This is a genomic window from Pseudomonas putida (assembly GCF_002025705.1).
Lineage (GTDB): Bacteria > Pseudomonadota > Gammaproteobacteria > Pseudomonadales > Pseudomonadaceae > Aquipseudomonas > Aquipseudomonas putida_J.
Genome location: NZ_CP018846.1, coordinates 4,106,817 through 4,120,823, shown reverse-complemented (window position 1 = coordinate 4,120,823; position 14,007 = coordinate 4,106,817). Strand labels below are relative to the sequence as shown.

General features: G+C 62.4%; 15 protein-coding genes. 8 read left to right on the top strand and 7 right to left on the bottom strand.

Features of this window, described 5'->3' with window-relative positions; all coding sequences use genetic code 11:
• The first annotated feature begins 26 nt into the window (after window positions 1–26).
• Complete coding sequence (locus tag BUQ73_RS18625) at window positions 27–905, top strand: LysR family transcriptional regulator (RefSeq protein ID WP_079229176.1); 879 nt, start codon at window positions 27–29, stop codon at window positions 903–905.
• A gap of 35 nt (window positions 906–940) precedes the next feature.
• On the opposite strand, the gene BUQ73_RS18620 is transcribed toward BUQ73_RS18625, so the two are convergent.
• Complete coding sequence (locus BUQ73_RS18620; protein ID WP_079229175.1) at window positions 941–1,435, bottom strand: hypothetical protein; 495 nt, start codon at window positions 1,433–1,435, stop codon at window positions 941–943.
• A gap of 216 nt (window positions 1,436–1,651) precedes the next feature.
• Here BUQ73_RS18620 and BUQ73_RS18615 point away from each other — a divergent pair, with 216 nt between their 5' ends.
• From BUQ73_RS18615 to BUQ73_RS18600, 4 genes are all read left to right on the top strand, one after another.
• Entirely contained in the window at window positions 1,652–2,650 is a 999-nt protein-coding gene (locus tag BUQ73_RS18615; RefSeq protein WP_079229174.1) for a sensor domain-containing diguanylate cyclase, read from the top strand.
• 171 nt (window positions 2,651–2,821) lie between these two features.
• Window positions 2,822–4,135, top strand: coding sequence for a glycosyltransferase (locus BUQ73_RS18610; protein ID WP_192858665.1), 1,314 nt, complete (start codon window positions 2,822–2,824; stop codon window positions 4,133–4,135).
• A 1-nt stretch (window position 4,136) separates the two neighbouring features.
• Window positions 4,137–5,327 (top strand): DegT/DnrJ/EryC1/StrS family aminotransferase, encoded by a 1,191-nt coding sequence (locus BUQ73_RS18605; RefSeq protein WP_079229173.1) that lies wholly within the window; start codon window positions 4,137–4,139, stop codon window positions 5,325–5,327.
• Window positions 5,324–6,025: a WbqC family protein gene (locus BUQ73_RS18600; RefSeq protein ID WP_079229172.1), complete on the top strand. Its 702-nt coding sequence runs from the start codon at window positions 5,324–5,326 to the stop codon at window positions 6,023–6,025. Before BUQ73_RS18605 ends, BUQ73_RS18600 begins: the two co-directional genes overlap by 4 nt.
• 3 nt (window positions 6,026–6,028) lie before the next feature.
• Here the strand turns inward: BUQ73_RS18600 and BUQ73_RS18595 are convergent, their stop codons facing one another.
• From BUQ73_RS18595 to BUQ73_RS18575, 5 genes are read right to left on the bottom strand one after another with little or no spacing between them, the layout of a single operon-like run.
• A complete protein-coding gene (locus BUQ73_RS18595) occupies window positions 6,029–6,757 on the bottom strand; it encodes a class I SAM-dependent methyltransferase (protein ID WP_079229171.1) in 729 nt (242 codons plus the stop codon).
• Window positions 6,758–6,759: 2 nt separating this feature from the next.
• On the bottom strand, window positions 6,760–7,539 hold the full coding sequence (locus BUQ73_RS18590) for a phytanoyl-CoA dioxygenase family protein (RefSeq protein WP_079229170.1): 780 nt from the start codon (window positions 7,537–7,539) through the stop codon (window positions 6,760–6,762).
• 7 nt (window positions 7,540–7,546) lie between these two features.
• Window positions 7,547–8,326: a class I SAM-dependent methyltransferase gene (locus BUQ73_RS18585; RefSeq protein WP_027921122.1), complete on the bottom strand. Its 780-nt coding sequence runs from the start codon at window positions 8,324–8,326 to the stop codon at window positions 7,547–7,549.
• Entirely contained in the window at window positions 8,319–9,242 is a 924-nt protein-coding gene (locus tag BUQ73_RS18580; RefSeq protein ID WP_079229169.1) for a hypothetical protein, read from the bottom strand. Before BUQ73_RS18580 ends, BUQ73_RS18585 begins: the two co-directional genes overlap by 8 nt.
• 7 nt (window positions 9,243–9,249) lie before the next feature.
• On the bottom strand, window positions 9,250–9,906 hold the full coding sequence (locus tag BUQ73_RS18575; protein ID WP_079229168.1) for an acetyltransferase: 657 nt from the start codon (window positions 9,904–9,906) through the stop codon (window positions 9,250–9,252).
• Window positions 9,907–10,022: 116 nt separating this feature from the next.
• Between BUQ73_RS18575 and BUQ73_RS18570 the strand changes: the two genes are divergently transcribed.
• The 3 genes from BUQ73_RS18570 (at window position 10,023) to BUQ73_RS18560 (ending at window position 12,547) form a co-directional block, all read left to right on the top strand.
• On the top strand, window positions 10,023–10,874 hold the full coding sequence (locus BUQ73_RS18570; protein WP_079229167.1) for a phytanoyl-CoA dioxygenase family protein: 852 nt from the start codon (window positions 10,023–10,025) through the stop codon (window positions 10,872–10,874).
• Window positions 10,875–10,961: 87 nt separating this feature from the next.
• Window positions 10,962–11,828, top strand: coding sequence for a hypothetical protein (locus BUQ73_RS18565; protein ID WP_027921126.1), 867 nt, complete (start codon window positions 10,962–10,964; stop codon window positions 11,826–11,828).
• Window positions 11,825–12,547, top strand: a complete 723-nt coding sequence (locus BUQ73_RS18560; protein WP_027921127.1) for a TylF/MycF/NovP-related O-methyltransferase — start codon at window positions 11,825–11,827, stop codon at window positions 12,545–12,547. The genes BUQ73_RS18565 and BUQ73_RS18560 overlap by 4 nt, the downstream gene beginning before the upstream one ends.
• 78 nt (window positions 12,548–12,625) lie before the next feature.
• On the opposite strand, the gene lpdA is transcribed toward BUQ73_RS18560, so the two are convergent.
• Complete coding sequence (gene lpdA / locus BUQ73_RS18555; protein WP_079229166.1) at window positions 12,626–14,005, bottom strand: dihydrolipoyl dehydrogenase; 1,380 nt, start codon at window positions 14,003–14,005, stop codon at window positions 12,626–12,628.
• Window positions 14,006–14,007: the final 2 nt, after the last annotated feature.

Sequence of the window (14,007 nt, the reverse complement as noted above, 5' to 3'; positions counted from 1 at the left end):
GGCCTAAAAAAAATAGGCCTGAAACCATGTCGCTCGACTCACCTACCCGGCACACCTTGCAACTCAACGCCCTGCGCGCATTCGAGGCGTCTGCGCGGCTCGGCGGTTTTGCCCGGGCTGCGCATGAATTGAAGGTCACGCCAGGGGCGATTGCGGCGTTGATCAAGACCCTGGAAAGCCAGTACGGCGCAGCCTTGTTCGAGCGCCATGCCAAGGGGGTGCGCCTGACCCCGCTGGGCGAAAGCGTGAAGACCCAGTTCACCGACGCCTTCGATGCGGTGGAGGAGGCCGCCCGCACCCTGCGCCGGCTGGCCGCGCCGCAGCGGGTGCATATCGTCACCTCGCCAGCATTGGCGCAATTGTGGATCGGGCCACGGCTGCCGCGCCTGACCGAAATGCTCGCACCCATCGAGATCTCGGTAACCGCAGTCGACGAAGCGCCCAACCTCAAGCGCAGCCCGTTCGACCTTTGCCTGTTCTATGTCGAGCGGGTCGAGCGCGGCCAGCGCAAGCTGGCCGACGAAGACATCCTGCCGGTGTGCAGCCCTGCACTGGCCATGCAGATAAGTGCGCCTGCGGATCTGGCCAGCGCACGCTGCATCAAGGATGTCGGCTGGCAGGACTGGGACGTGTGGTCGGCTGCGATCATGCCTGAGCAGCACTTCGTGGCTCGCGGCCCCGGTTTTTCCCTGTATTCGATCGCGGTGCAGCAAGCCTTGCTGGGCGCCGGCGTGCTGATCGGGCGCAGAAGCCTGATACAGCCCTATCTCGACAGTGGCGAACTGGTCGCGCCCCTGGCCCGCTCGGTGCCCCTCGGGTTGACCATCGCGGCCTGGCGCTTGCCCGGAGCCACGGGCAACCCACGGGTGGCTGCGGTAGAGGAGGCATTGAAACTGCTGGCCTGAAGTGTGGCCAACGTTGCGCTGGCCACACCCTGGTTTCAGACCTGTTCGGTTTCTGTTGTCTGCCCGGCCAACTTGGCCTGGGTCTTGATTTCGACATCTTTCTTCATGCGGTGGGCGATCTGCTCATCGACCTGGGCCTGTTGCTCAGGTGGCAGGGCGTTGTACTCGTCCTCGGTCATGCCCAGTTCCTGCAGGACCTTCTCCTTGATCTTCTCCTCCGGTGACTTGGCCATGTAGTCGCGGAACTCCTGCAGCGCATCACCGGTTTCCTGGGTACTGGTGCTGGCCTGCTGGCGGGCAGCCAGGTCGGGGTTCTGCAGCATGACCTTGAGCTTGGCGAAAGCTTCTTCGCGGGCATCGTCGGCATTTTGCTGCGAAGTGCTGCCCTGGCTGTTCTGCTGCGCAGACATATTGCTGGTGGCCAGCGGCGCATGGAACGGCACCAGCGCGGCTTGCGCCTGGTCGTGGTTGATGCGCTGCTGCTGGTGCACGGGGGCCTGCCAACCTAGGCCATTGAGGGTGATTGCCATGTTCTCCTCCTTGGAAGTTGCAAAGCCAGGGAAAACGGGCAAAACCCATGCCAGTCGTGCAAGCCACGAAAATAGGACGTTCGGGCTATTCCGATGGTCGCCCGCCAGGCATATGCTTGCCTGTCAGAGGAAGTACGTTGCCGCCTGCGGCAAACACAAGCACTGTCGGCAGCACCTTGACCGGGGCGCAGTTGCTGGACACCAGGGAGAGCGTCCATGAGTCAGGAAACACTGCCGGCACCTGCCGGCTTCAGTGAGCAGCAGTTGGCCACGCTGTTCGAGTTGATCAGCGATGGTATCTGGGACTGGAATGCCAATACCGGCTACGTCTATCGCAACCCCGGCTGGTACGCCATGCTCGGTTACCAAAGCCATTCCAAGGCCAACACCGTGCTGACCTGGGAAAGCGTGATCCACCCCGAGGACTACCCACGGGTGATGGCGCATTTCGAGGCCTACATCAACCAGCGCAACGAGCACTATCTCATCGAATACCGCTGCCGCTGCCAGGATGGCAGCTACCTGTGGATCGAGGACAGTGGCCATATCATTGCCCGCAACGAGGATGGCTCGGTGGCACGCATGCTCGGCGCGCACCGCAATATCGACGCGGGCAAGCGCCTGGTGGCGCAGCTGGAGCAGAAGAACCATTCGCTGGAAGCCCAGGTGGCCGAGCGCACCCGCGAGCTGTCGTGGGTCAACCAGCAGCTGCAGCGCCAGCTCGACGAAAACCGCATCCTGGCCGAGCGCGATGCGCTGACGCGGGTTGCCAATCGCTACCGGCTGGAAAAGACCTTGCAGCAGGAGTGCGAACGGGCCAAGCGCTTCCGCCAGCCGCTGGCGCTGATTGCCATGGACCTGGATGACTTCAAGCCGATCAATGACCACCATGGCCATGCCCGGGGCGACGCGGCGCTGATCCGGGTAGCAGACAACCTGCGTAGCAGCCTGCGCGAGCTCGACCTGCTGGCGCGTTGGGGCGGTGACGAATTCGTCATGGTGCTGCCGCAAACCACCCTGGGCGAGGCGCTCGACCTGGCCGGGCAGTTGCGCCGGATGATGGAGCGGATGGAGCCAGTGGGCGATTGCCGCTTGACCATGAGCTACGGCGTGGTGCAGTGGCAGGACGGGGAGGGCCAGGAGGAACTGCTGGCGCGGGCCGACAAGGCTTTGTACCGGGCCAAAGGCTCGGGGAAAAACGCCATTGCCGAATGAATCGATGCCTCAGGGCCGTCTGTAGGGGCGGCCTTGTACCGCGAAAGGGATTTGGCGATCATGCCTGCGGCATGCTGACGTCTTTCGAAATTCACAGTCATGCTCGGAAGATTGCGGCCGATACAGCGGTTGCAGCAGTACGTCCCTGAAGATCCCTTCGAAGCGAGCACCATGCCCCCCATCTACTTGAACCTAGGTTGCGCCGATCACCCACGCCAGGGCTTCATCAATATCGATCTGGATGCCGCAGGCGCTGACTTGCAGTGGGCGCCGGGTCAGGCGTTGCCGTGGGAAACGGGTACGTTGGCAGGGATCTACAGCGCCCATTTTCTGCAGCGTCTGGGGCGCAACCAGGCTATCCGCCTGCTGCACGAATGCCGCCGGGCGCTGCAACCGGGTGGGGTGGTCCGCCTGGTCTGCACCGACCTCAACGCGCTGATCGACGATTACCTGGGCAATCGCAGCCACCCCGAGGCCCCAGGTATCGGCCGCGGCGAAAGGCTGAATACGGCCCTGCGCCAGCACGCCTGGACCTTCGACGCCGAGGAGCTGACGCGGATCTGCACGATGGTCGGCCTGGAGCCGGTGGCCATCAGCGAAGCGGGCACCAGCTGCGATCCGCAACTGAGCGGCCTGGACGCACCGCTGCCCGGGCAACTGGTACTGGAGTTTCGCAAGACCGCGCGACAGCTGGCGGAAAGTGCCCAGCCACTGGTCAGCATCGTCATGCCGACCTACAAGACAGAGCACCTGTACGACGCCCTGGGCAGTGCGCTGAACCAGACCTACCGCAACCTGGAAATCCTGGTGTGCGACGACTGCCCGACCGATGAAATCGAACGCATATGCGCCGACCTGAGCCAGCACGACCCGCGTGTGCGCTATGTGCGCAACCCGGATGCCGGCAAAGACATCGGCCGCCTCAATCACGTGCTCTGCCTGAAAGAAGCGCGTGGCGAGTTCATCAAGTTCCTCAATGACGACGACCTGCTGGACCTCGAATGCGTGGAGCGGATGCTCGACAGCTTCCGCCGCTACCCGGATGTCACCCTGGTGACCTCCAAGCGCCAGCGCATCGACCAGCACGGTGAGCCACTGGCCGATATCGCTGCCACCCAGGCCCCGGTAGCGGACGACTCGCTGATCGAAGGCCTGTCGCTGGGTACTGCACTGATGCAGTCGCAGCTCAATTTTGTCGGCGAACCGAGCACGGTGATGTTCCGCCGTGCTGACATGCTGGGCATTACCCCGGACTTCATGTCGGTTGACCAGCAACCCATTGCCTGGGCCTCGGACGTGGCGATCTTCCTCAACCTCGCCCTGCGCGGCAACACCGTCTACCTGATTCAGCCGCTGAGCAGCTTCCGTATCCACGGCGAGCAGTGCCAGGTGCTGTATGGCGCAGCTGCCCAAGGTGAATCCCGGCGCTGCTGGGCGATCATGCGCGACTTCTGGGCGCGGCATGAGTTCGACAAGGCGATCTGACATGCCCAAGCCTGCCCACGCCCGTACCCCCTGGGAGCAGTCAACGGCTGCGTCCGCGCAAGCATTGCCAGAGCCTGGCCGGCAACCGGTCTACGTGACCCAGCCGTCACTGCCTGAGCTGGACGCGTTTTTGCCCTACCTGCAGGAAATCTGGGACAGCCACATACTGACCAACGGCGGCATCATGCACCGGCAGCTGGAGGCGGCGCTGTGCGCCTACCTGGGCGTGGAGCACGTATCGCTGTTCTGCAACGGTACCCAGGCCTTGATCACCGCGCTGCAGGCGGCCGGGCTCAGCGGTGAGGTGATCACCACGCCGTACTCCTTCGTCGCCACCGCGCATTCATTGCTGTGGAACAACCTGACGCCGGTGTTCGTCGATATCGACCCGCACACCCTGAACCTGGACCCTGCGCGCATCGAAGCGGCCATCACCGAGAACACCACGGCGATCCTGCCGGTTCACTGCTACGGCTACCCCTGTGATGTCGAGGCGATACGCGCGATCGCCGACCGCCACGGCCTGAAAGTGATCTACGATGCCGCCCATGCCTTTGGTTCGCAGGACGCTGGCGGCAGCCTGCTGCGTCACGGCGACATGGCCACCTTGAGCTTTCATGCGACCAAGGTGTTCAGCACCTTCGAGGGTGGCGCCATCGTCTGCCGCGACGAGGCGACCAAGCGGCGCATCGACCAGTTGAAGAACTTCGGCCTGTCTGCCGACGGCACTACCGTGGAAGTGACCGGCACCAACGGCAAGCTCAGCGAGATTCACGCGGCGTTTGGCCTGTTGCAACTGCAAGGCGTGGACGAAGCACTGGAGAAACGCCGGCGCATCGACCAGCGTTACCGTGCCGGCCTCGCGGGCATTGCCGGTATTCACTGCATTAGCGGGGTGGCCGAGGCAGTCGCCAACCATGCCTACTTCCCGATCCTGGTGGGGCCTGAGTTCGGGCTGAGCCGCGACGCACTGTTCGCCCACCTGGCGGCCCACAACATCCATGGGCGGCGGTATTTCCAGCCACTGATCAGCGGCCTGCCGATGTACCGCGGGTATCCGTCGGCCAGCGCCGGCAACCTGCCGGTGGCGCATCAGGTGGTGGAGCAGGTGATCTGCCTGCCGATCTATCCCGACCTCGACCACGCTACTGTCGACTTCATTATTGGCCTGATCGCCGGGGCTGCTGCATGAGCGCCGTGGCGATCATGCAGCCTTACCTGTTCCCCTACATCGGCTACTGGCAACTGTTGCAGGCCGCAGATCGCTTCGTGGTCTACGACGATGTGAATTACATCGTCCGTGGCTGGGTCAACCGCAACCGCATCCTGATCAACAATGCACCCGGGCTGATTACCCTGCCGTTGTTGCAGGCCTCGCAGAACCGCAAGATCAACGAGATCGACATTGCCCCCGCTGCCCAGTGGCAGCGGCGCATGCTGCGCTGCGTGGAAATGGCCTACCGCAAGGCGCCCTGTTTCGATCAGGTGTTCCCGGTGATCGAGCGCATCCTGGCGCATCCGGACAACAACCTGGCCGGTTTCCTGACCCATCAGATTCAGGTGCTGGCCGGTTTCATGGGCCAGACGGTACAGATCGTCAGCAGCAGCCAGGGCTACGGCAATGCCCGGCTTGCGGCACAGGAGCGGATTGTGGATATCTGCCGCCAGGAAGGCGCGGCCCGCTATATCAATGCCCAGGGTGGGCGTTCGCTGTATACGCCTGCCAGGTTCGCCGATGCCGGCATCGACCTGCGCTTCATCGGCATGCGCCCGCTGCCTTATCGGCAACGCGGCGAGGGCTTCACCCCCTACCTGTCGATCGTCGATGCCTTGATGGAAGTCGGCGCCGAGGGCATCGGGCCGCACCTGGCGGCCTACGATTACCTCTGAGGCTCAGGCCTCGCAGACCACGTAGACGCTCGCGGTGAGGTCCGGGTACTTCATGCCCATCTTGTAGCAGCCATCGAAAAACGCCTGGTCGATGATGCCGGCACGCAAGGCAGCGTCGAACTGGAAGTTGGCCATGGGCTTGAACAGGATGCCGCCACGCTGGGTCACCTGCAGGCCGGCCTGCAGCGCTTCGTGCTCCAGCGTGTCGAGGCTGTAGGTGCAGCGGTGGCCGTGCTGGCGTTCGCCGTCGGTAACCGCCGCGTTGAAGTCGATCAGCCCCATGCCCACCGCGATCTGCCGCGACGCCGCGTTGGCATTGGGCACGACGATGAACAGCCGGCCACCCGGCGCCAGCCACTCACGTACTTTTTTCAGCACCGGCTGCGGCTCGCTGAGGTGTTCGAGGGTGTGGATCAGGAAAATGTTGTCGAAGCGCCGCTCCAAGGTGGCGTCCTCGAACTGCCCGAGGATGAAGGTTGCCCGTGTATCGGCCACATTGCGGCGGGCGATCTCGATCAGGTCGCAGGCGCCTTCGAGCACGGTCACGTCATCGAAGACCTGCAACAGCTTGCGGGTGAACTCGCCGTGGTAGCAACCCATTTCCAGCGCATTGCCCGGGCGAAACTGCCCGCTCAGCGCCTTGATCATGTAGTCGCGGTGAATGTAGTCGAAGTCGTAGGCGTACAGGCGGTTTTCCGTGTCCTGGTACTCGGTGTTCAGGTCGCGTGACATGGTTAACCCTGGTTGGAGTGGTACATGCGCCTGGCCGGTGGCTGATACCACTCGTCCAGGGTCGCGGGTACCCGCGCGTTGTAGCCGATGACCTGGCGCATCATCGGCTCGAGGTCTGGCCCCAGGTCATAGCCCAGGGCGCGCGGGTAATCGAATTGCTGCTTCATGAATGGCTTGGAGAACATCGGTGTGACCGAGCGGCGTACCTGATCGGTCACGTTGCTGCCGCCAGCATGCCAGACATTGGAGTTGAACATCAGGATACTGCCGGCCGGGGCGATCGCCTGTTCGGCGTGGGCCTTGAAATACTCGTCGGTCGGCTTGGCTTCGGCCTTGTGCGAGCCGGAGAGCATCCAGGTCGCCCCATTGTCGGCGGTGAAGTCGTCCAGCATCACCAGCGTGTTCAGCAGCAGCGGCATGTCCCCGGAATAAGAGCGGATATCCCGGTGGACGCGCTGCGCATAGGACTGGCTGGCACGCGTGTTGATGGCACCGCCATAGGAGTTGAGGATGAACTGGCCGGCGAAATAGCGCTCGATGAAGGCATAGATCGGGTAAGCCTTCAGGCAGTCGAAAAAGCTGTCGAACTGCCCAATCAGGTGATGCACCGTGTTGCTGGTGTCCTGGTCGATGCCGTTCTTGACCTGGTAGTCGCGACAGACGGCGTAGGCCTTGTGGATGTCTTCGCGCATCTGCTCGACGATAGCGGCAGGGATGGCGTTCTCGAAGATCAGCCAGCCCTGCTGCGCCATGCGCCGGTCGAACGCCTCGGTGGAAATCATGGGCGCCTTACCTGATCGTGACGATGCATTTGGAAGGGTACAGCTCACACTTTTCCAGGCTGTATTCGGCAGGGCTGAAGACTTCCTTGAAGGCCAGTGCCTCGCCTGGCGATTCCGCCCAGGTCAGTTCGTCCATCAGCAGCACACTGCCGCTGACCAGATGCGGCTTGATCGCCTTGAGCGCTGCCAGGGTCGGCTCGTACAGGCCCATGTCGAAGTAGGCGAAGGCGACGATGGCAGCGCCGTTGGCCTTGAAGAACTCAGGTGCGGTCTGGCAGACGTCACCCGCCACCAGTTCATGCACGCCGCGCTTGTGCCCGAGCACGTTGTTGCCTTCGTGTACCTGCAGCAGTTCGTTCAGGTAGTCCTTGTAACTGGCTTTGGTGGAGTACGAGTTCTCGACCCACACGCCACTTTCCTTGCGGTCTTTCTCGCCTGGTGCCGAATAGCCTTCGAACGTGTCGAAGCCGACGATCTTGCGCTGCTTGTTGAACGGCTCGTACATGGCCCGCAGGTTTTCCAGCAGGACCAGGTTGTGGCCGTACCAGGTACCGAATTCGCAGATCATGCCGGGGATGTGCTTGAAACGCTTGTACAGGTCGCTCAGCACAATGAACTTCACCAACACCGAGCTGCGGGTGTACAGGCCGAGGTTGAACAGCACGTCATCGTCCGACAGCGGGCTGTTCAGGTACAGGTCGCGCAACTTGTCACGGAAGGCGTACTGCAGGTCCGAAGCAGTGGATTCGAGTTTGTAGACGTCGTCTTGCAGCTGTTCGTTACTCATCATCACTCCACTGGGCCAGGCCGAAGCCGCTGGTCCCGAAACGGTTGCCGTTGTACAGCATGTAGGTGTGCCCGTTGCTCTGGAAGATGAACGGGTAGCAGGTCATCAGCGAGTCCCAGCCTTCGTCCGACGGCGCTATGCCTTCGTCGTCATGGCGGGTCCAGGCCCGACCGTCGAGCGACTCTGCGTAGCGGATGCGGTAGGAGCCAGCACCGTTGCGGTAGTCCTGCGAGGCGCGCGAGCAGTACCACATCTTGTACACCCCGTTGTCCTTGATCACGCAGGGGCGGGAAAAGGCTTCGGTTTCGAAGCGCGACACCAGGCATTGCTGCGGGAAGCGGGTGTACTCGAAGCCATCCCGGGATTCGGCGTACTTGATCACGTACAACGGCTCGTATTTGCCATCCACCTCCAGCCAGCGGGTACCAGAGACGTACCACATCTTCCACAGGCCTTCGTCGTACAGCACGGTGGGCGTCACCGCCAGGTAGGGCTCGGTGGCCGTGCGATCCATGATCGGGCCTTCGAACAGCTTCTTGAAGTGCAGGCCATCGTCGTCCGAGACCGCAACGCCCATGGCGTTGTGGTACGGCACGGTCAGCCGCTGGTTCCAGCCGCTGTAGTACAGGTAGGTGCGGCCATCTTTCTTCACCGCATAGCTGGGCATCACCCCTTCGTCATCGAAGGTGCCGGGGGCACCGAAGCCCAGGCACGGTTCGCGGTGGCGGGCGACGACGGTGCGTGGGTCGTGCTTGTCCAGGTCTACTGCGTAGCACAGGCTCTTGCCGGCGCTGTTGCGGGTGGAAATGAACACCCTGATCACATCGTCCAGCACCAGTGCGGTGGGCACCTGGGCGTGGGAGCCGACCCAGTCGTGGTCAGGGTCGAAGGTTCTGCCGAGTTTTTTCCAGGCCATGCTCTACCTAAAAATCCAGATCCTGGCTGCTTTTCACGGCGCGCGCGGGGGCACCGACATAGAGCTGCCAGGGTTGAGTGTCTTTCGAAATCAGCGCACCCATGGCGACGCAGGTACCTTCGCCGATGGTGCAGTTGTTGGTGATGGTGGCGTTGACGCCGAACCAGGCGTAGGGCTCGACCAGGCAGTGCCCGGACAGCACCACGTGGGAGGTGAAGAACACATGGTCACGGATTTCGCCATGGTGGCCGATATGGTTGCCGCTCCACAGCACCACGTTGTTGCCGATGGTGGTGAACGGCTGCAGCGTGTTGTCTTCGAGGATGAAGCAGTTCTCGCCGATGACGTTATCGTTCACCGTGGCATGCGGGCTGACATAAGAGATGAAGTCATAACCCTTTTCCTTGCCTTGCAGGTACACCGACTCGCGCAGGCGGTTCATCTTGCGCCCTGTCATGGGCGCGAACAGCTTGTAGTCGGTGCTTGGAAAATAGTCCTGCAGGGTTTCGAACGGCACCACCGGCAGCCCTTCGAACAGCCTCGATTCGGGCAGGTAGCGCTCGTTCACGGTAAAACCGACCACCTGCACCGAAGGGTCCTTCTTCAGGTAGTAGTGCGCCAGCTGGGCAGTGTCCAGAACTCCGAAAATGACAACTTTTTGCATCATGGCATCCAGGAAATTCGAGGCTGAGCCAGGTCAAGCCGATCCAAAGGTACGCTGTGTATACTGCCGCCCACGATAGCACCTCCGCTGGCGTAACTAAAAAGGGCACCGGGCCGATGGGAAAAATTCTTGATCGAAATCAAATCCGCTTTTACAGGGAGCAGGGTTACCTGGTTGCCGAGGATATTTTCGACCCGCTGCACCTCGATGAAACCCTTGCCCACTTCAACCTGGCCTTCGCCCAGCAGCTTGACCGCCTGGCACTGCCGGTCGCCGCTGGCCCTGCCGTCGAAACCCTGCACCGCAACATGGCCGCGTTGCTGGGCGCGAACGTTGCGCTCTACCTGGCGACGCTGCGCATGTGCTCCAAGCTGTACGGGGTCTACCGGTTGATGACCGCCGAGCGCTTGCGCGATGCGGCTGCCGACCTGGGTATCACCACGCCGTTGTTCCAGACCACTCCCGTACTGCACTTGATGTCGAAGCAGCTGGTGATCCCGGGGGGCTATCAGGGTTTCGACGTGCACCAGGACTGGACCTCGGTACAGGGCAGCCTGGATACCATCACCACCTGGATCCCATTCATGGACATCGACCCACGGTTGTTCACCATGGAAGTGCTGCCCGGCAGCCACTTGCTTGGCCTGCTCAGCGGCGACCAGCAACAGCATGTGCTGCGGGTCGACGAGAAGCACTACAAGGAAAGTGACTTCGTTCCTGTCTGTGTCGGCAAGGGTGGCGTTTGCTTGATGTCGAACTTCACCATTCATCGGTCTTCTCGCGAAGGCGATGACCGACTGCGCATTTCCATCAGCGGGCGCTATGAAAATGCCAGCGAGCCGACGTTCATCGAACGCGAGTATCCGTTTACCCAGCAGAAGAGCATGCAGCGCGGCCTGATCACCGAGAACTTCCCGAGTGCCGAGCAGGTGCGCGACGTGTATGCCGTTGCAGGCAAGGGATTCTGATCGCTGGTACGCGCAGGCTTTAAAGTTTCCTGCCGGCATGCCGATCACAAGGTCGCATGGGGCTGAATGAGTGCTGAAGGGGCAAGTATGAATCTTTATGTCAACCAGGTGAAAAACAAGCCGGACTATCGGGGCGCGCTGTTCAAGGGCGATATCTTCCTCGAAACCGGCCTTGGCAATGCACACCAACTGTGCGCCCTGGCCCGGCAGAGCATCACCGCCGCGTTCGAAGGCGAAACCGACCACCAGTCGCTGCACAAGATGATGCCGGTGGAAACCTTCGTCGAGCGCGTCACCGCACTCAAGCGCCAGTTCACCAATGGCCCTGAAGCCAAGGCACTGATCCGCGATTTCATCCGCGAAATCGGCGCCGACCCGAAGGACTACATCTTCGACGTGCCACGGGTACGCGTGGTGCCGAACTACGACTACCTGCATGCAGGTGTGAGCTACGCGTACAAGCCGCACCGCGATACCTGGTACGGCAGCGTCGAAAGCCAGGTGAACACCTGGATGCCGGTGTACAGCATCGAGCCCGAGCAGACCATGATGATCAACCCGGCGTACTTCGAGCGGCCGGTGCAGAACAGTTCGGCGCAGTGGAGCCTGAACGACTGGATCAACGTGCAGCGGCACAAGGCCTCGCAGAACATCACCGAAGAGACCCGGGTGCACCCGGTGCCGCTGGAAGACATCGACACCAGCGCCGAGCTGCGTGTGGCGGCCAACAGTGGCGAGATGCTGATCTTCTCCGGTGCCCACTTGCACGGCACCGTGGCCAACTTCACCGACAAGGTGCGCTTCAGCGTGGACTTCCGCCTGATCCACCTGCAAGACTTGCTGCACAAGCGCGGCGCACCGAACGTCGACAACGGCTGTTCGGACGCAGAGGCCGGCTTCAAAGACTTTTTCAATGCCAGCGACTTTTCGCAATTCCAGGGAGTTAACCCATGACCAAACGTCGCCTGACTGCTGCCGAGGTCGAGTACAACGAAAAGCGCGCCAGCGTGCTGAGCCGTGTCGATGCCCAATACGTGGCTGATGCGCCGTTCCTGTTCGCCAACCGTATCGCCGTGACCGCTGCGCTGTCGCGCATCGAGCTGTTCAAGATGGTCCAGGACATTCCGGGCGCCATCGTCGAGTGCGGTGTGTACAAAGGCAACTCGTTGATGCTGTACATGCAGCTGTCGATGATCCTTGAGCCCTATGCGATCAACCGTTCGATCATTGGTTTCGATACCTTCGGCGGCTTCGCCAGCATCGATGCCGAGCAGGACCCGGCCGACATCAACGAAAGCATGTTCTCCGACACCGACGAGACGCTGATCCAGGACATGATCGATGCCAACGACCTGATCCGTCCGGTCAACCGCATCCCGCGCTGCGAGATCGTCAAGGGCGACATCCTGGAAACCGTGCCAGCCTTCGTCAAGACCCGCCCGGACCTGGTAGTGGCGATGCTGATTCTCGACACCGACCTGTACAAATCGACCAAGGTGGCGCTGGAAACCTTCCTGCCGTACATGCCCAAGGGTGCGATCGTGGTGCTGGACGAAGTGGCCTACCGCAACTTCCCGGGCGAGACCCAGGCGCTGCGTGACGTACTGGACCTGAACAAGATCGAGCTCAAGCGCCTGCCATTCGATTCGTCGGTGGGCTACTTCCGCGTCTGACGCACACTCGCGACCGACGAAAAAAGACCCGCGGCGCCTGGGGCGCAGCGGGTCAAATCGGCCTCGGCCGCTTCAGTGTCAAATATGCAGTGCGTGGCCCAGCGCGCGCAGTGCCGCTTCCTGTACTGCCTCGCCCAGCGTCGGGTGAGCGTGGATGGTGCCAGCCACATCTTCCAGCCGTGCGCCCATCTCCAGCGACTGGGCAAACGCCGTGGACAGTTCCGATACCGCCACGCCCACCGCCTGCCAGCCGACGATCAGGTGGTTGTCACGCCGCGCCACCACCCGCACGAAACCGCTTTTCGACTCAAGGCTCATGGCCCGGCCGTTGGCGGCGAACGGGAACTGCGCGACGATGCAGTCCAGCCCTTGCTGGCTGGCTTGCTCCGGCGTCTTGCCCGCTACCACGACTTCCGGGTCGGTGAAGCACACCGCGGCTATTGCCGCGGGTTCGAAACGCCGGGTCTTGCCGGCAATGATTTCGGCAACCATCTCGCCTTGCGCCATGGCGCGGTGGGCGAGCATCGGTTCGCCTGCCACGTCACCAATGGCCCAGACATTGCGCATGCTGGTCTGGCAGCGGTCGTCGATTGCAATGGCGGCGCCGTTCATCTTCAGGTCCAGGCATTCCAGGTTGAAGCCTTTGGTCCGTGGCCGGCGGCCCACGGCCACCAGCACCCGGTCGGCCTCCAGGCGCAGTTGCCCGCCCTGGCCATCGCTGGCCAGCAGGCAGCCGTTTTCGTAGCCTTCGACGCTGTGGCCCAGGTGCAGGGCGATGCCCAGCTTCTTCAGTGACTCGGCCACGGGGGCAGTCAGTTCGCTGTCATAGGTCGGCAGAATGCGCTCGCGTGCTTCCACCACGCTGACCTGCGCGCCCAGCTTGCGATAGGCGATGCCCAGTTCCAGGCCAATGTAACCACCGCCCACCACCACCAGGTGCTTGGGCAGGGCCTTGGGCGCGAGGGCTTCGGTGGAGGAAATGACCGGCCCGCCGAGCGGCAGCATTGGCAGCTCGACGCTGTTCGAGCCGGTGGCCAGCAGCAGGTGCTCGCACTGGATACGCTGGCCGTCGACCTCGACCTGCTTGCCGTCGAGGATTTTCGCCCAGCCGTGAATCACCTTGACCCCATGCTTTTTCAGCAAGGCGGCTACGCCGGTGGTCAGGCGGTCGACGATGCCATCTTTCCAGGCCACGCTCTGGCCGATGTCCAGGCGCGGGGTATCGACGCTGATGCCCAGTGGCGACTGCCCGGCAAAGCGTGCGGTCTGGTGGAACTGCTCGGCTACATGGATCAGCGCCTTGGACGGGATGCAGCCGATGTTCAGGCAGGTGCCGCCCAGGGCCTGGCCTTCGATGAGCACAGTGGGGATGCCCAGTTGCCCGGCGCGGATGGCGGCCACGTAGCCGCCGGGGCCGCCGCCGATGATCAGCAGGGTGGTATCGATGATCGGGGACATGC